The sequence below is a fragment of the Microbispora sp. NBRC 16548 genome (assembly GCF_030268985.1).
GTDB lineage: Bacteria > Actinomycetota > Actinomycetes > Streptosporangiales > Streptosporangiaceae > Microbispora > Microbispora catharanthi.
The window spans coordinates 166,533-183,484 of sequence record NZ_BSSF01000005.1 but is presented as its reverse complement, the minus strand read 5'-3'; the positions used below and the strand labels follow the sequence as shown (position 1 = coordinate 183,484).

Genomic DNA, 16,952 nt, shown 5'->3' with positions numbered 1-16,952 from the left:
GGGTCCCCGCGGAAAGGGGGCGCCATGGAGCCGGTGCGGGTGGGACTGGTCGGTGCGGGACCGTGGGCGGAGATGGTGCACGCTCCCGCCCTCGCGGCCGGGCCGCACACGACGCTGGCCGGAGTGTGGGCGCGCAGGCCCGAGGCGGCGCGAGCGCTGGCGGACGCCCACGGCGCGCCCTCCTTCGAGCGGCTGGAGGACCTGTTCGCGGCGTCGGAGGCGGTCGCCTTCTGCGTGCCGCCCGCCGTGCAGGCCGAGCTGGGCGTGCTCGCTGCCCGGGCGGGCAGGGCGCTGCTGCTGGAGAAGCCGCTCGCGGACGGCCTCGACGGCGCCCGGCGCCTGGCCGGGGCGATCGAGGAGGCGGGCGTCGCCTCCCAGATGCTCTTCACGTTCCGCTACTCGGCGGCGACGGTCGACTTCCTCGACCGGGTCCGGCGGATCGATCCCTTCGGCGGGCACGCCGCCAACGTCTCCGGAAGCCTGCGCGGCGGCCCCTTCGCCACCCCCTGGCGGCTGGAGCGCGGGGCGGTGCTCGACGTGGGCCCGCACATGATCGACCTGCTCGACGCCGCGCTCGGCCGGGTGGTCGCGGTCAAGGCCCACGGCGACCCGCTCGGCTGGGTCGGCCTGCTGCTCGAGCACGAGGGCGGCGCGGTCAGCGAGGCGTCGCTGAGCATGGCCGCCGAGGGCGAGACCCCGCCCAGCCGGATCGACGTGTACGGACGGCTCGGCAGCGCCTCGCTGCTCGGCTCAGAACTCGGCGACGTCTTCCCCGAGGTGGTCCGGCAGTTCGCGGGCACGGTACGCGACGGCGGCGGGCATCCGCTCGACGCCCGCCACGGCCTGCGCCTGCAGGAGATCATCGACGACGTGGATCGGCAGCTGCGGGCCGGCTGACCAGGGCCAGGCCCGCGACCAGAGCCAGGGACGCGATCACCGGCGCCGGGCCGGGCGCGAAGCCGGTGATCGTGAGGGTGAGCAGCGCGCCGCCGACGAGCGGGACGGCCGCCGGCACGAGCCGGTGGGCGGCGGCGCCCACGGGGTCCTCGAAGCGGCCGAGCAGCGCGGTGAGCGCGACCAGGACCAGCGCCAGGGCGGCCAGCCACAGCGGGACGGCGCTCCACCAGGCCGCCGAGCCGGCGTGCGGGGTCGCCAGCCCGAACCCGACGGTCGCCACACCGGCGACGGCGACGAGCGCGGTCATGTGCCACAGGTAGACGGTCATCATGCGCGGTGCGAGCGCGGTGAGCACCGCCTCGGCCCTCGGCCGGGCGGCCAGCGCGTTCAGGGCGGGGCGCAGCAGCATCGCCAGGCCGAGCTGACCGGCGAACAGCGCGAGCAGGCAGGCGCTCGGCGGGGCCATGTTCGAGATCATCCCGGGCATCCCGATCATGCTGGCGGGGTAGGGCCCGGTCGCCACCAGGGCCGCCACCATCGCGAACCCGGCCACCGCGAGCCCGGCGGCCCGCCGCCCCGTCAGCCACTCCAGGCGGCCCTCGGCGTACCGGAACCCGATCTGATGGACCGCCAGCCAGACGAACGCGACGTTGAGGTAGCCGGCGGCCTCCAGGCCGGAGAATCGGACCACGTCCATCAGCACCGCGCCGCCCGCCAGCACCGGCAGGGCCACCCCGGTCCGCACCCGCAGCAGGTGGGGCGTGGCCACCACGGCCAGCAGGTAGACCGCCAGGAACCACAGCAGCTGGCCGACCGTCCGCGCGGCCGTTTCCACCGGTTGCGCGGGCACTCCGAGGGCCACCAGGAGGTGGGGGAGCGGCAACCACACGACTGCCAGCGGCACCACCGGCCAGGCCAGGCGGCGCACCCGCCGCGCCGTCCACTCCCGGGCCGTCCCGCCCCGGCGGGCGGCGGACCTGAAGCTGATCGCGTTGGCCGCGCCCCCGGCGAAGAAGACCAGCGGCATGACCTGCGAGATCCAGGTGACGTACGGAACCGCCGCCAGGGCGTTGCCCGTGGTGAGCCGTCCCTGGGCGTACGACAGGACCGGCATCGTCCAATGCTGGACGACCACCAGGACCATCCCGAAGACGCGCAGGACGTCGATGAAGCGGTCCCGTGGCGCGGGCGCGGCCGGGGCCCTCTCGGGTGCGGGGGGAAGCATGGTCAGGGACACGGGGGGCCGCCTTCGCTGTGTCGGGCCGCCGCGGGGGTGCGTCCGCGGGCGGCGGGGCCGGGGGCCTGGGGTTCCCCGGTGTGCGGGTCTGTGGAGCTCGGGGTCTTTCGGGGCTCGGGTCTTCGGGGTCTGCGAGGCTCTGACGCCTCGGAGTTCCGGTCCCGTCGAGCACGTCAAGCGTCCCGCCGCGGCCCCGTCCGGCACAGCGACGCGGTCCCTACTTCCGATCATGGGCGGCCCCCTACCGCCCGGGGTAGGGCCAGCCCTACCATCCCCGCGTACGCCCAGGTAGACGGATGCGAGGAAGGCGGCCGCCCATGCCCGCGGCGCGGTGACCAGGCTGGGCCGGGACCGCGCCGTGGGGTCCCGGGCGAAGGGCGGGCGCGTTGACCGAATAGGTCAATACCAAGTGCCGGTCCTTTTTCCAGGCGGCAGCGCCCTGCTCGACCTGGGCACCTACGCGGTGTCGTTCGCGTCGATGGCGTTCGGCATCTCCTGGCGGTGCACGCGATCGGCCACTTGGACCCGATAGCGCGCCCGGCCTTCCCCGTCGTGCACGGCACACCCTGCCTCTCGCAGTATGAATGGCAGGCCCGGTTTACGGGGTCATACATCGGCCGGAGGCGCGATCGCCGCGAAAGCGCAATTCGGTCGCCCGCCGAAATCTCTGATATCACGAGAAAGTTGTGGGATGCGCGATCTCGATTGGTGGATTAGTCTGGCCTGGTTTCCGGCATTTCGCCGTTCAAGCATCACCCGAGGTATACCGGTCAATCGAAACAGGCGCCCGCGAGGAAAGAATGGATCTCGAACCGCTCGCGAGCACGACGACGCGATCCGGAGGCCGGCCCGCGGATCCTTATGTGCGAATGGCCACCAATGGCAGCGTTTCGGTCATTTTCGGCACGACCCGCCGCCTTTATTGGCACCTGCTGACGATAGGCGCCATGACCCTCGTCCCGGGCCTTGTGGCGCCGTTGGCCGTGCTCGTCGCCGCGGGCGACCGGGTCGCACTCGTCGGCGGAATCCCGCGATTCGTCGAGTCCTCACCGGTCTTCGGCGTGATCCTCGCCGTGTCCGCGGTGACCGCGATCGCATCAGGCCTCGCCGCCCTGGCCGGCGGCGCCCGTCTCGTGCTGGACTTCATCGACGGCCGTCCGTTGTCGGCCCGGCTCGCGGTGACGGCCGCCCTGCGCCGGCCGCGGACGTTCGCCATGCTCGTCATCCTGTTTGTGCCGGCCGTCGTCGTGCTGGTGGCCATCGGTGCGGCGCTGGCGGCCTCGGCGCCGTCCGTCGTCCCGGCGGTGGTCGTGGTGACGGCGGTCGGTGTCACCATGCTGCCGCTGATGATCGCGAGGGCCGCACTGACCGATGGGGTTCCTCCGCTGCGCATGACGTGGCGGCTGATCTCCCGTGGCTACGGCGAAGCCGTCTGGATGCTGGCGCCGGGATACCTCGCCGTTCCCGTCCTGCTCCAACTGGGCCTGTTCGCACTGGGCGGACTGCTTCCCGCCCCCACCGACGGGCTGTTCCGCGACGCGGCGCGGCTGACCGTGGCCGTCCTGCAGACGCCGCTCCAGGCCGCCGCCGTAGGCTGCTGCTACGCCTACCTGCACCGGCTGGGCCCGGCCACTGTTGACGACCTCGACCGGGAGAAGGGCGACGACCGCGGCCACGAGCGCGTCGGGTGGCGGTGGCCGCCGATCATCGCGTGGCCGGCCGTACTGCTGGTCGCCCTGCTGCCCGGCCTGCTGTACGGCGGGTACGCGACCGAGCCGCTCTTATGGGCACGAATGGTCGACAACGAAATCGGCGTCAAGGAAAGGGACGTGGACTACCCGTCGCGCACCGAGATCATGCTCGGCCCCGGCGGGAAGCCCGTCATCTTCCGCGACGAGCGCCGCCCGGTGGTGGTGTTCTGCGGCGACGACGCTTGTGGCGGTCACGTCAGCGTCACGCTGGACGAATACTTCCGCACCCATCCGGCGACGGCGGTCGCGCCCGACGGTTCGCTGGTCGTCGCGGGCTGGACGAGTGAGATCGGCGCCTCCCGGATGGAGTTGGCGATGTTCTCATGTCGGCCGGACGGCTGCATCCGGCGGCCGAGCAAGCCGCTGAAGGCCACCGAGGAGTCGTCGGACGCGCGGGCCGCCGCCGTGGCGATACCGCACGGACTCGCCATCGCCTGGAGCGCCCCCCTTCCTGGCCACGATAAGAAGCCGCTCTCCCGCGTCGAGCTCGCGCTGTGCGACGACGTCGCCTGTGCCCGGCGTCGCGTCGTCCCGGTGGGCGACATCACCGACAGCTTCGCGCTGGAGGACATGGACGCGCGCGTCCTGGCCGTCGCCGCCTCCCCGGACGGGCGGCCGGTCGTCGCCTACACAGACCGGGGCACCCACAAGATCACTGTGGCGAGCTGCGAGTCCGCGGCGTGTGCACACCCGTCGATCCATGCGTTCGACCTGCCCGCGCTGACGAAGTACACCTGGCTGACCAGCAACCTGCGCACGCAGGTGGTGGTGCGGCCGGACGGTCGGCCGGTCATCGTGTACAGCGACCCCGGCGACGGCCACACCTCGACGATCCTGCTCTGCTCCGATCCGGGCTGTTCCGGCACGCCTCGTTTCGTGCCGGTGCCCGAAGTCGTCGCGGTGAGCGCGCCCGGCCTTGCCCTGGACGCCCATGGCCTCCCTCTGCTGGCCGGTTACCGCCGGAAGGGCGCCGCCCTGATCGATCTGGTCGCGTGCGAGGACCAGGACTGCGCCCGCCGCTCCGCCTCCCCTCTGCTGCCCGTCGGCGGGGTCGGGCAGTTCGACCTCGCCATCGGCTCCGACCAGCGGCCGCGCATTCTGTGGTACGGCACGGCCGATCCGGCCGGCGACAACGCGTATCACCTGCTCACCTGCGCCGACCCGCACTGCGCCCCATGAGGAACGGGGACCGGGGTGCTGATCTGCCCGTGGCCCGTCTTCGCGCGACCGGGCCGCCACCACGAGGGGGGAAATGAGTCTCGAATCGTCCACAAGCCCGGCGGCCCGATCGGAAGCGTGGTCGCAGGAGACGCTCGCCCAGGTGTGGGGCGAACGAAACCTCGAGATCGTGTACGGCACCGCGGGCCGCCTCTACCGGCCGTTGCTGGCCGTGTGCGCCATGACGATCGTCCCGGCCCTCGTGGCGGCGGCGGCCGTGGTCGTGGCCCTGGGCGACCGGATCGCCATCGTCAACGGGACCCCGCTGCTCCTGACCTCGTCGCCGGGCGTCCTGTGGGCGTACGCCGGGGTGCTGCTCATCATGATCGCCGCCGGACTCGCTTGTTCGGCCGCGGGCAGCCGCCTCGTCGTCGATCACATCGACGGCCGCCCGTCGTCGCCGGCGCGTGCCGTCCTGGCCGTCCTGCGCCGCCCGCACGCCTTCCTGCTGCTCGCCGCCGAGCTCACGCTGGCAGCCGGAGCGCTGTTCGTCCTGGTCGTCGTCGTGGCGGAGTTGGTGGAGTCGATCGTTCTGGCGCTGATCCTGGCCGCGGTGGCCGGCCTCTTCACGCTGCCCGCCCTGCTCGCCCTGACCGCGCTGACTGTGTCTCCGGGGCGCGTTCCTCCGCTGAGAACGGCGTTCCGCCTGGCCGCCCGCGACTACACGGGAACGGCCTGGAGGGTGGCGCTGGCGTGCCTCGTCATCCCCGGCCTGGCCCAGGCGGCCCTGTACGGCCTGCGCTTCCTGCTCCCGATTCCCACCGGCGTGGCGATCGCCGACGCCGTACGGGTGACGGCGGCGGTCCTGCTCGCACCTTTTCAGGCGGCCACGCTGGGATGCTGCTACGCCTACCTCAGGAGATGGGACGCGCCGGAGCCCACGACGACCGGCGAACCCGCCAGGCGGCGGACCAAATCCTGGCCTGTCGTGGCCGCGCTGCTCCCCGGCCTGCTGTACGGGGAGTTCGCCGTCGCCAACCCGCTCGGGCGGGCCGAGGTGGTCGACAACGAGCTCATCGCGAAGGAGCGGTATCCGGACCAGTCGATCAGCGCCCAGATCGTCACCGGGTCCGGCGGCCGACCGGTCATCATCACCGACCGGGGCATGCCGAAGCCGGCCTTCTGCGGCGACGGCGCCTGCGCTCGGCAGGCCGCCGTCCCCCTGGGGGCCTACCTGGACGGGCAATCCGTCGCCACATCCATGCCCGACGACTCGGTGCTGATCTCCGGATGGGTGTACGAGCCGTCGCCGAGCGACGACGTCGAACTCCACCTGTTCTCGTGCCGCCCCGGCGGCTGTGCGCGACGGCCGGGAAATCCGCTGCGGTTGGCGCGGAAAGGGTGGCTCCACGTGAACGTCGCCGCGGCCGCGACACCGGACGGCGTCGCCATCGCCTCGATCGCGCCCGAGCCCGGCTCCGACGGCGTTTTCGCGCGCGTCGAGCTCACGCTCTGCCGGGACGCCGCCTGCGCCGCCCCGCGGACCATCGCTGTCGGCCGCCTCCGCGACAGGCCCATCGTCAGCGTGGACAACCGCACGGTCGCCGTCGCCGTCTCCCCGGACGGGCGCCCCGTGATCGCCTACGTCGACCGGGTCTCGCGGAAGACGACCGTGGTGAGCTGCGACACTCCCTCCTGCCCGCATCCGCGGACCCACGCGTTCACGGCATCCGAGTCGCCCGAGCCGGTCCTGTGGTGGTGGCTCACCGGTTCATTGCGGATCCAGATGGCGATCGGGCCGGACGGCAGGCCGGTGATCGTCGAGAACGACCCGGAGCGTGAGGTCTCGAAGATCCTCTTCTGCTCCGACCGGGAGTGTTCCGGGCCCCCGCGGTCGGTGACCGTGTCCGAGATCGCCACGATGAGCGCCCCCGGCCTGGCCCTTGACGCCGCCGGCCGTCCGATCCTGGCCGGCTACGACACGGAGGACCTCCGGGTGACCGTCCTGGCGTGCGAGGACACCGGCTGCGCCCGCCGCCGGCTCACCCACCTCATTCCCGCGAACGCGTTCGGTCCCCTCGACCTCGTCGTCGGCCCCGACCGCCGCCCGCGCATCGTCTGGTACGGCACGCCCGATCGCGGGGGGACGCCCACTTATCACGTCCTCACCTGCGCCGACACGTACTGCCGGAAGTCCTAGACGAAGCGCCCGGACATCCCGAGGAGGGACATGAGTCTCGGAACGCCGGTGAGTGCGACGGGGTCGCCCGCCGCCTGGCGGGATGACGCGTTCGACCAGTTGAAGGGCTTTCGCGGCCTGCGCATCATGTACGGCACGGCCGTCCGTCTCTACCGGCACCTGCTGGCGGTGTGCGCCCTGGTCCTCGTCCCGCCGTTCGTGGCGCTGGTGGCCGTGCTGGTGGCCCTGAGCCACCGGGTCTCCTTCGTCAACGGAGCTCCTGTGCTCCTCGTGCCCTCACCGGCCGTCCTATGGATCTTCGCCGGACTCCTGCTGACGGCCGTCGTGTCAGGGTTCGCCTGCCTGGCTGCGGGCAGCCACCTCGTGGTGGGCCACATCGAGGGCCGCCCCCTGTCGGCGGGGCGTGCTGTCCTGGCCGTTCTCCGGCGCCCGCACGCCGTGCTGCTGCTCACCGTCAATCTCGTGGTGATCCTCGCCGCGCAGGCCGGTGTCATCGCCGTGGTGGCCCATGCGACGGGATCGATCGTCGCGGTGGTGATCCTGGGCGTGCTGCTCGTCCTCCTGGCGCTCCCGGCCGTACTCGCCTGGACGGCGCTGCCCGAGCGCATTCCCCCGCTGACGGCGGCGTACCACCTGGTGGCCTACGACTTCTGGTGGACGATCCGGACGATCGTGGTGGCCTTCGCCGCCGTTCCGGTCCTGGCGCAGCTCGGTCTGCACCTCCTCTGCGCGGCGCTCCCCGTCCCGACCGGCGTGCAGATCGGTGACGCCCTGCGGATGACGGTGGCCATCCTGCTGGTGCCCTTCCAGGCCGCAGTGCTCGGCTGCTGCTACGCGCGGCTCCATCGGGAGAACCAGGCGCGCTGGGGAGCCCTGGTGATCCGGGGAGACAAGGGTGGGCGTGGGCGGTCCGCGACCGCGACCGCTGGCGCACCCGGCGGGCGGCGCACCCGCTGGTGGCCGGTCGGGCTGGTGCTTCTGCCCGGCCTGCTGTATGGCGGCTACGCGGTGGCCGGTCCGCTCAGCGGCGTGATCGACAACGAGATAGCGGGCGAGGACCTCGGCTGGGATCTCGGTGAGGATGGCCCAGGACCGGTCCAGATCGCCTTCGGCCCTCGCGGGTTTCCGATCGTCATCCGCAACCGGGGGTTCCAGGAGGTGACGTTCTGCGGCGACGACACCTGCGGCGCGCAGAGCACCGTCATCCTGGACGCCTCCTTCGAGGAGCAGGCCGGGGCGGCGGTCACCCCCGACGGCTCGGTGGTGTTCGCGGGCTGGGTGAGGGGGGCCGGTGAGATCGAACGGCGGGAGCTCCAGCTGTTCTCCTGCCGGCCCGACGGCTGCACGTGGCGCCCCGGCCCGCCCTTGAGGACAGCGCCCGGCGACGTGCTCCGGCTGGACGTGGCCCCGGTGAACGCCACCGCGGTCGCGACGCGAGGCGGCATCGCCGTCGCCTCGATCGCCCCCGTCTCCGCGGACCGATACCCGGCTCCCGCACGCGTGACGCTCACGCGGTGCCCGGACCTCGCCTGCGTCCACCCCCGGACGATCACGGTGGGAGACCTCACCGTCGCGGGCTTCGTCACGCACCGGAAGCCCCGCGCCCTCGCCGTCGCGGCGTCTCCGGACGGGCGCCCGGTGATCGCATACGCGGACCTGATCACGCGGAAGGCCACCATCGCGATCTGCGACACCGTGGCATGCGGGCATCCGGCCACTCGCGCGTTCGACATGCCCGACAGGTCCTCGCCACGGTACGACCCCAGGAGGTCCTTCGACGACCTGCGACTCCAGGTCGCCGTCAGGTCGGACGGCAGACCGGTGATCGTCCACAACGGCGGTGGCACCGGGGACACGACCATCATGCTCTGCCGCGATCCGTCCTGTTCCGGGACCCCGCGGACGGTGTCGGCCTCCGAGCTGGTCACGCTGAGCGCCCCCGGCCTGGCCCTGGATCCGGTTGGCCGTCCCGTTCTGGCCGGATACGACGCGGCCGACCCACCGGTAGCCGTCCTGTTCTGCCGCGACGACGACTGCGTGGGGAGAGACGTTACCCACCTGATCCCCACGTCCCACGTGGGCGAGGCGGACGTCGCCATCGGTCCCGACAGACGCCCGCGCATCGTCTGGTACGGCACGCTCGATGGCAGGAGAGCTCCCACCTATCACTTCCTCACCTGCGCCGACGCCTGGTGCGGCCTGCGGCCGTCGCCGTCCTGACGAGCAGCCGTCGCCGATGGGGCGGCGGGCGGCTACGCCTTCTTCGCCGTGCCGATGATGAGCGGCTGGTGCTTCGCTGTCCTTCGAGGAGGCGTCCGGGCATCCCGCTGCGGTGGCCGGGTTCGCCGGTGCGGGCGGCACGGGGGCCTGGGCGGAGCCCGGCGGGGGCGGGGGTGGACGCCGCGTGAGGGGTTGATACCGTTGCGTCCGACGCGCACCGCGCAGCGAAGTCCGGTGAGAACCCGGCGCTGTCCCGCAACTGTGGTTCCCCGCCCCCGGGGACGAGCCAGGTCGCCTGCGCCGTGCGCCGACGCCATCGACCCTCGTGGAAAAGGGTGATCCGTCGCTTCCAGCGGGTCCCTCGATTCCCGGCATTCCCCCTGATGGAGGACCTCGTGAGGCCCGTACGCACGGCCGTCGCGGGTGTGGTGCTGGGCGTGCTCGCTCTGGCCGGCTGCGGCCAGACCGACGGCGCCGCCACGTCCGCGACCCCCACCCCCGCCGCCTCGGACAGCGCCGGACAGGGCGCCTTCCCCGCCACGATCCAGGCGGGCAACGGCGCGGTGACCATCGCCAAAAGGCCCGAGCACATCGTGTCGCTGTCCCCGACGGCCACCGAGATCCTTTTCGCGATCGGCGCGGGCGCGCAGGTGGCGGCGGTGGACGACCAGTCGAACTACCCGCCCGAGGCGCCCAAGACGTCGCTGTCGGGGTTCAAGCCCAACGTCGAGGCGATCGTCGCCGCCAAGCCCGACCTCGTGGTGCTCGCCAACGACCTGGAGGGCGTGGTCGCCGGGCTCGGCAAGGTCGGCGTGCCGGTGCTGCTCGAACCCGCCGCCACCAAGCTGGACGACACCTACGACCAGATCAGGGACCTCGGCGCGGCCACCGGCAACGCGGCCAAGGCCGACGAGGTGGCGAGCGGCGTCAAGCAGAAGATCGACACCCTCGCGGCGGCGGCGCCGAAGGGCAAGGAGCTGACGTACTACCACGAGCTGGACACCACGCCCTACGCGGCGACGTCGAGCACGTTCATCGGGCAGGTCTACAGCCTCTTCGGGCTGAAGAACATCGCCGACGAGGCGCCCGACGCGGCGGGCGGCTATCCCAAGCTGTCGGCAGAGTTCATCGCCAAGGCCGACCCCGACCTGATCTTCCTCGGCGACACCAGGTGCTGCGGCCAGAACGCCGCCGCGCTGGCCAAGCGGCCGGGCTGGTCCGGCCTGTCCGCCGTGAAGAAGGACCGCGTGGTGGAGCTGGACGACGACGTCGCCTCCCGCTGGGGGCCCCGGGTCGCCGACCTCGCCCAGGCCGTCAGCGACGCCGTGCAGAAGGCGGCGAGCTGAGCCGGTGGTGACGCGGACGCCCCTGGTGGTGCGGTGAGCGGTGACGCGGTGCGGCCGGTGGTGGCGTGGTGACGCCGGCGCGGCCGCGCGGCCGGGCGCTGTTGGTCGCGTCCGCCGTGCTGGTGGCCAGTCTCGCCCTCGGCCTGATGGCGGGCGCGGCGGGCATCTCGCCCCGCGCCATCGCGCTGGCACTGCTCGACCGGCTGCCGCTGGTGTCCGTGCACTCGGGCCTCGCACCGGTCGAGGAGGGGCTGCTGTTCCAGCTCCGGGTGCCGCGGGTGCTGCTCGCCGCCGTCGTGGGCGGGCTGCTCGCCACGGCCGGGGCCGGCTACCAGGGCGTGTTCCGCAACCCGCTGGCCGATCCCTACCTGCTCGGGGCGGCGGCCGGGGCCGGCCTCACGGTGACGCTCGTCGTGGTCTTCCTGGGCGGAGACGCCGGGGTGACCGCGGTGCCGATCGCCGCCTTCGCCGGGGCCGTCGGCGGGGTGTTCCTCGCGTACGCGCTGGGCCACACGGCGGGCCGGGGCGGCGGCACCGCGACGCTCGTGCTCGCCGGGGTCGCGGTCACCTCGTTCCTCACCGCCATCCAGACCTTCGTGCAGCAGCTCAAGGTGGACGAACTGCAGCGGATCTACTCCTGGATCCTCGGCGACGTCGGCGGCGGCTGGGACCAGCTCCGCATGATCGCGCCGTACGCCGTCGTGTCGACCGTCGTCATGCTGCTGCACGGGCGGCTGCTCGACGTGCTGTCGGTGGGCGACGAGGAGGCGGTCAGCCTCGGCCTGCGCGCGGCGCGCGTGCGCTTCGTCGTGCTGCTGGCCGCCTCGCTGGCCACGGCGTCGGCGGTGGCGGTGAGCGGGCTGATCGCGTTCGTCGGGATCGTGGTGCCGCACGTGGTCCGGCGGCTCGCCGGCTGGTCCTACCGGATCGTGCTGCCGCTGTCGTTCCTCGGCGGCGCGGCGTTCCTCGTGCTGGCCGACACGATCGCGCGTACGGTGCTCGCGCCGGCCGAACTGCCGATCGGGGTGGTCACGGCGTTCGTCGGGGCGCCGTTCTTCGTCACCGTCCTGCGCGTGACCCGGCGGGTGGAGACGTGAGCGGGCACGCCGTGCCGGCCGTGGAGGCGCGCGGCGTAGGCGTCACGCTGGGCGGGCGGCGGGTGCTCACGGACGTCACGCTGTCGGCCGCGCCCGGCCAGTGGCTGGCGATCATCGGGCCGAACGGCGCGGGCAAGTCCACGCTGCTGCGGGCCGTCGCCGGGCTGGTGCCGAGGGAGGGCGAGGTGCTCGTCGAGGGGACGGCCGTGGACGACCTGCGCCCGCGCCGGCGGGCCCGGCTGATCGCCTACGCCCCGCAGAGCCCGGCGCTGCCGCCGGACATGACGGTCTACGACTACGCGTTGCTGGGCCGTACGCCGTACATCCCCTATCTCGGCAGCGAGAGCGCGCGGGACCGCGAGGTGACGCGGTCGGTGCTGGAACGGCTCGACCTGGACGGCTTCGCGTCCCGGCCGCTCGGGCACCTGTCCGGCGGCGAGCGGCAGCGGGTCGTGCTCGCCAGGGCGCTGGTGCAGCAGGCGCCGGTGCTGCTGCTGGACGAGCCGACCACGGCGCTCGACCTGGGCCACCAGCAGCAGGTGCTCGAACTCGTCGACCGGCTGCGCCTGGCCGACGACCTCACCGTCGTGACGACGCTGCACGACCTCAGCCTCGCCGCGCAGTACGCCGACGCGCTCGTGTTGCTCGCCGCCGGGCGCGCGGTCGCGGCCGGGCCGCCCGCGCGGGTGCTGGCCGGGCCGCTGCTGACCGAGCACTTCGGCGCCCGCGTGCGGGTGGAGTCAGGCCCCGAGGGGCGCCCGGTCGTCCACCTGGTCCGCCCGTCGATCTCCTCGATGGTGGAGGAGGCATGACGGGCGTCCCGCGGCCGTCCCTGACGCACCGGGTGGAGGACGGCCTGCGGCTGGGCGCGCTGCTGTGGCGGTTCGGGCCCGGCTGGCGGATGATCTCCTCGGCGATGCTCGGCGGCGGCATCGGCCACCGCGAGTGGGTGCTGAACGCGCAGGTGGCCGCCGGGTACTCGCGCATGGACCCGGTCGAGCACATGGACGCGCTCGGTCCCGGCGGTGCCGGAGTCGGCATGATGACGGCGGCGCTGGTGGAGCGGTACGCCGCGGCGGCCGACGGGGGAGCGGAGGCCGTCGCCACGGTCGGCCTGGGCGTGCCGACCTGGGCGGCCGCGCCCGAGGGCGTGCCCGACCCCGGTCTGCCGGCCGCCCCGGAGACCGGGCAGGAGTCCGGGCAGGAGCCTGGGCGGGAGGCCGCCGGCCCGGCCGCTTCCGGGACGGCGCGGGAGGCCGTCGGCGCGGGCGACGTCAGGGTGCGCGACGCCGGCGAGTGCGCGCCGCGCCCGGGGACGATCAACATCCTGGTGGTCGTGCCGGTCGCGTTCTCCGATCCGGCGCTGGTCAACGCCGTCATGACGGTCACCGAGGCGAAGACGCAGGCGCTGCTGGAGGCGGGATTCCCCTGCACCGGGACCGCGTCGGACGCCGTCTGCGTCGCCGTACGGGAGGACGGCCCGGCGGAGGCGTTCGGCGGCCCGCGCTCCGTCTGGGGCGCGCGGATCGCCCGCGCGGTCCACCGTGCCGTCCTCGACGGTGCGCGGGACTGGCGAACCTGGCGGGCTAGGACGTGAACGTGATCGTGTTCACCATGTGGTCGATCATCGATCGGTCACACCGGCCGGCCGGGCAGAAGAACGTGACCAGGACGGTCGTGCCGGCGTCGCCCTGACGGACGACGTAGGCGAAGAAGTCGAGCCGACCGGCCTGCTGGGGGTCGCTGAGCACGCCCTCGATCCGGAACGCCGGCCTGGCTCCGACCGTCGTCGGTGTCGGCACGCCGTAGTAGGTGGTCGCGCCCGGGAGCGCGGGGCCCAGGCTCTCCTGCAGCTCCATGGGCGAGTCGGACGTGCTCAGGGTGTTGCTGACCTGGGCGAACACGCCCGTGGCCCGGTCCGGATGGCCCGTGATGATGGGGTTCACCTTCGACCAGTCGGTGTTGCCCGGCACCGCGAACAGCGCGTTGAACTCGTCGACGGCCGGGGAGGCGATCATCCACTGGTCGGCGTTGGTCTTGGCCTCGCCCCAGGCCGAGGGGTAGGACATGGTGAACGGCGCCGCCGTGCTGCCCGGGTAGGTGTTCCACGTCGCGGCGGTGTCCCCTCCCCTGGTGAGCAGCAGCGCGGCGGCGACGGCGATGGACACCAGGACCGCCAGGCCGCCGATCAGCGGACCGAGCGGCAGCCCCCGCCGGTGGTCCCGCGAGGCCGCCGACGCGACCGTCGCCTGCGAGTGCGGCGACGCGGGAGGGTACGACCCGTGCCCCTGCACCGGGCCCGAGGACGGGTGGCTCACGGGCGGGCGGGACGCCGCGGGCACCGAGCCGGAGGGATGAGAGACGGGCGGCCTGGTGCCGGGAGGGAACGAGGAGGGCGTGACCGGCGGGTAGGAGCCCTGCGGACGGGACCCGGCGGATCCCGCGGAGATCGGGGGATCCGGGGGATACGACCCCGGGGGATAGGACGGGGAGACCGGCGCCGGGTCGCCCGCGCCGCCGCTGATCGCGTCGCGCAGCGCGGACACGAACGCCTGGCATGTCTCGAACCGCTCGCCCGGCGACTTGGCCAGCGCCCGCGTGATCACGGCGTTCACCGCGTGCGGCAGATCCGGCCGGTACGGCGTGAGCGGCGGCGGGTCGTGGGACACGTGGGCGTAGAGCAACGCGAGTTCGGTGTCCCGCTGGAACGGCGGCTGCCCGGCGAGCGCCTCGTACACGACGCAGGCGAACGCGTACAGGTCGCTCCGGCCGTCGACCGGCAGGCCCCGGATCTGCTCGGGGGCGACGTAGCGCGGGGTGCCCATGAAGTGACCGTGGCTGGTCAGCCCGGCCTCGGCCGCGGAGCTCTTGGTCAGCCCGAAGTCGGTCAGGTAGACGTGGTCGGACCGCGTGACCAGGATGTTGGCCGGTTTCACGTCGCGGTGCACCAGGCCGTGGGCGTGCGCGGCGTCGAGCGCGGAGGCGATCTGCGCGAACAGCGGGTTGGCCCGCCCGACCGGCAGCGCGCCCTCCGACTGCACGAGCTTGCGCATGTCGTTGCCCTCGACGTAGCGCATGGCGATGAACAGCAGGTCGTCGCGCTCGCCGGCCTCGTAGACCGGGATGATGTTGGGGTGGTCGATGCTCGCCACCATCCGGGACTCGCGCACGAACCGGTCGCGGAAGCGGTCGTCGTGCGCGAGCTGGGGCGCGAGCACCTTCAGCGCCACGGCTCGCCCGAGCCGCTGGTCGCGGGCCCGGTAGACCGTCGCCATGCCGCCCCGCCCGACGACCGCCTCGACCGTGTAGTCGCCGAGCCGCCGCCCGACAAGCGGCGGCATCACGGGCCCCTCGGTCATGCGGTCTCCCCCTTGAACGTTCTGTTGATCACGAATCGGCCGGGTTCCCGCAGAAGCCGCAGAAGCGGTGTCCCTGGCCCAGCCGCATGCCGCACTGTGTGCAGAACTTCAGCTGTGCCTGTCCGCGCGGCGGCGACGGGTTCGGCGGGTACGAATGCCCACGCGGCGGCGAGGGGTCGGCCGGATGCGCGTGCCCGTGCGGCGGCGACAGGTCCGCGGGGTGCGCCTGCCCGCCGGGCGGGGACGGATCCGCGGGCACAGGAGTCACCGGAGCCGGTCCCATGACCTCGGGAGAGCGGGCGGCCTCGGCCCCGAACACCCTCGTCACGGCGTACGGCGGCCAGGAGTTCTCCCCAGGCGGGTAGGACCCGGCCTCGCCCGCGAAGTCCCCCTGCGCGGCGTAACCGTGCCCATCGATCCCCGGGTCCGGCTGGCCGCCGGTGCCGGGCCGGGCGGCGCTCCTGCGGCGCAGCAGCACGACCCCCACGGCCAGCAGGGCGAGGACCACGACGCCGCCGGCCGCCCACACGTACGGCGGCACCGACGACTTCGGCTGCTTGGGAGCGGCCGGGCGCGCCGCCGGTTTGGCGCCGGCGTCCTCCGCCGTGCCCGCCTTGGACTGGGCGACCCGCAGATGGTCGGCCGCGACCGCGTGGTCGGGCCGCAGGTTGAGCACCTGCTGCAGCGCCGGTATCGCGCCGCTGTAGAGCTTGTTGTGGTAGGAGGCGAGCGCGTTCTCGTACACGACGTCGACCGGGCCGCGGCGGGGGGTGACCCCGGCGGCGACCAGCGCGCTGCGGATGTCGTCGGCGGGGGTGATGGTCACCGGCTCGCCGCCGCCCCCGGAGACGAACCCGACCACCTCGCTCTTGCCGTCGTCGATGAGGGCCGCGCCGGGCGCGCCGTCGTCCAGCAGCTTGGCGACCTTGTCGCGCTCCTTGAAGGTCCGGCCGCCCGGCGGGTCGAGGTGCGCGGTGTCGAGCTTGGGCGGCAGCTTCGCCGACGGCCTGCCGGTGAGCGTCATCACGTCGAGCGACTCGACCGCGCCGCCGATCGCCGTGCCCAGCGGGACCGTGGGCAGCGACTGCTTCTCGCCGCCCTTGGTGACCTTCAGCACGGCCGGGGCCGCGGGGGACGCCCCGGTGGTCAGGATCTGCGCGGGCAGGCCCCCGGGCGGCGGCGGGTCGAGGTTGGGGTAGACGCTGACGTTCGTCGTGACGTCGGCGATGCATGTCGAGTCGGTCTGCTGCGGCGGGTAGCACGCCTGGAGCCGCCGGTCGAGGTCGGCGTCGTCCAGCGAGTGCCGCTTGAAGTCGGCCGGGATCTTCACCTTGAAGTATTCGGCGAACACCCGGTTGGCGGCGTACACCCGGGGGTCGTCCGCGGTCTGCACGACCTGGGTCGCGGTGACGACCACGCCGTCGGGCGTGACCGTGAAGCCGCTGCCCTTCGCCAGGTCGACGTCGTAGTCCCGGGCAAGCTGCTTGATCACGCCGCGGTCGTCGAGCAGCGTGATGCGGACGTGCGAGGAGGACTCCACGCGTACGGCGCCGGGGGTGACCCGGTCGGTGGAACCGCTGGGGTGCGGGTGGAGCATGGGTGCCGCGAGCGCCGAGAGCGCGCCCAGCCCCGCGATAAGGGAGTGCAGGCGGGGCATCTGCTTCTCCTAGGCCTGTTCGGAACGCTT

General features: G+C 73.3%; 11 protein-coding genes. 8 read left to right on the top strand and 3 right to left on the bottom strand.

Annotated elements, in window-relative coordinates; genetic code table 11:
• Positions 1–24: 24 nt before the first annotated feature.
• The gene (locus QSK36_RS15140) at positions 25–897 is read left to right on the top strand and encodes a Gfo/Idh/MocA family protein (RefSeq protein WP_285782838.1); all 873 of its coding nucleotides are present in this window, start codon (positions 25–27) and stop codon (positions 895–897) included.
• On the opposite strand, the gene QSK36_RS15135 is transcribed toward QSK36_RS15140, so the two are convergent.
• Positions 860–2,134, bottom strand: a complete 1,275-nt coding sequence (locus tag QSK36_RS15135; RefSeq protein WP_285782837.1) for an acyltransferase family protein — start codon at positions 2,132–2,134, stop codon at positions 860–862. The genes QSK36_RS15140 and QSK36_RS15135 overlap by 38 nt on opposite strands.
• Positions 2,135–3,081: 947 nt before the next feature.
• Between QSK36_RS15135 and QSK36_RS15130 the strand changes: the two genes are divergently transcribed.
• The 7 genes from QSK36_RS15130 (at position 3,082) to QSK36_RS15100 (ending at position 13,503) form a co-directional block, all read left to right on the top strand.
• Positions 3,082–5,064 (top strand): hypothetical protein, encoded by a 1,983-nt coding sequence (locus QSK36_RS15130; protein ID WP_285782836.1) that lies wholly within the window; start codon positions 3,082–3,084, stop codon positions 5,062–5,064.
• A 73-nt stretch (positions 5,065–5,137) separates the two neighbouring features.
• Complete coding sequence (locus tag QSK36_RS15125) at positions 5,138–7,243, top strand: hypothetical protein (protein WP_285782835.1); 2,106 nt, start codon at positions 5,138–5,140, stop codon at positions 7,241–7,243.
• A 30-nt stretch (positions 7,244–7,273) separates the two neighbouring features.
• Entirely contained in the window at positions 7,274–9,463 is a 2,190-nt protein-coding gene (locus tag QSK36_RS15120; RefSeq protein ID WP_285782834.1) for a hypothetical protein, read from the top strand.
• 395 nt (positions 9,464–9,858) lie between these two features.
• Positions 9,859–10,809 carry an ABC transporter substrate-binding protein gene (locus QSK36_RS15115; protein WP_182897402.1) on the top strand — a complete coding sequence of 317 codons (951 nt, stop codon included), beginning with the start codon at positions 9,859–9,861 and terminating at the stop codon, positions 10,807–10,809.
• Between the two features lie 68 nt (positions 10,810–10,877).
• The gene (locus tag QSK36_RS15110) at positions 10,878–11,906 is read left to right on the top strand and encodes a FecCD family ABC transporter permease (protein WP_139578104.1); all 1,029 of its coding nucleotides are present in this window, start codon (positions 10,878–10,880) and stop codon (positions 11,904–11,906) included.
• Positions 11,903–12,718: an ABC transporter ATP-binding protein gene (locus tag QSK36_RS15105; protein WP_285782833.1), complete on the top strand. Its 816-nt coding sequence runs from the start codon at positions 11,903–11,905 to the stop codon at positions 12,716–12,718. Before QSK36_RS15110 ends, QSK36_RS15105 begins: the two co-directional genes overlap by 4 nt.
• A complete protein-coding gene (locus QSK36_RS15100) occupies positions 12,715–13,503 on the top strand; it encodes an adenosylcobinamide amidohydrolase (protein WP_285782832.1) in 789 nt (262 codons plus the stop codon). The genes QSK36_RS15105 and QSK36_RS15100 overlap by 4 nt, the downstream gene beginning before the upstream one ends.
• On the opposite strand, the gene QSK36_RS15095 is transcribed toward QSK36_RS15100, so the two are convergent.
• Both QSK36_RS15095 and QSK36_RS15090 read right to left on the bottom strand, forming a co-directional pair.
• On the bottom strand, positions 13,493–15,265 hold the full coding sequence (locus QSK36_RS15095) for a serine/threonine-protein kinase (protein ID WP_285782831.1): 1,773 nt from the start codon (positions 15,263–15,265) through the stop codon (positions 13,493–13,495). The two genes, QSK36_RS15100 and QSK36_RS15095, sit on opposite strands and share 11 nt — an antisense overlap.
• Before the next feature lie 28 nt (positions 15,266–15,293).
• Positions 15,294–16,922 carry a zinc ribbon domain-containing protein gene (locus QSK36_RS15090; RefSeq protein ID WP_285782830.1) on the bottom strand — a complete coding sequence of 543 codons (1,629 nt, stop codon included), beginning with the start codon at positions 16,920–16,922 and terminating at the stop codon, positions 15,294–15,296.
• Positions 16,923–16,952: the final 30 nt, after the last annotated feature.

What these genes read in the sequence shown, in the direction of transcription:
- QSK36_RS15095 (WP_285782831.1), bottom strand. Translation starts at nt 15,265, where the DNA reads ATGACCGAGGGGCCCGTGATGCCGCCGCTTGTCGGGCGGCGGCTCGGC.
- QSK36_RS15120 (WP_285782834.1), top strand. Translation starts at nt 7,274, where the DNA reads ATGAGTCTCGGAACGCCGGTGAGTGCGACGGGGTCGCCCGCCGCCTGG.
- QSK36_RS15125 (WP_285782835.1), top strand. Translation starts at nt 5,138, where the DNA reads ATGAGTCTCGAATCGTCCACAAGCCCGGCGGCCCGATCGGAAGCGTGG.
- QSK36_RS15100 (WP_285782832.1), top strand. Translation starts at nt 12,715, where the DNA reads ATGACGGGCGTCCCGCGGCCGTCCCTGACGCACCGGGTGGAGGACGGC.
- QSK36_RS15090 (WP_285782830.1), bottom strand. Translation starts at nt 16,922, where the DNA reads ATGCCCCGCCTGCACTCCCTTATCGCGGGGCTGGGCGCGCTCTCGGCG.
- QSK36_RS15130 (WP_285782836.1), top strand. Translation starts at nt 3,082, where the DNA reads ATGACCCTCGTCCCGGGCCTTGTGGCGCCGTTGGCCGTGCTCGTCGCC.
- QSK36_RS15140 (WP_285782838.1), top strand. Translation starts at nt 25, where the DNA reads ATGGAGCCGGTGCGGGTGGGACTGGTCGGTGCGGGACCGTGGGCGGAG.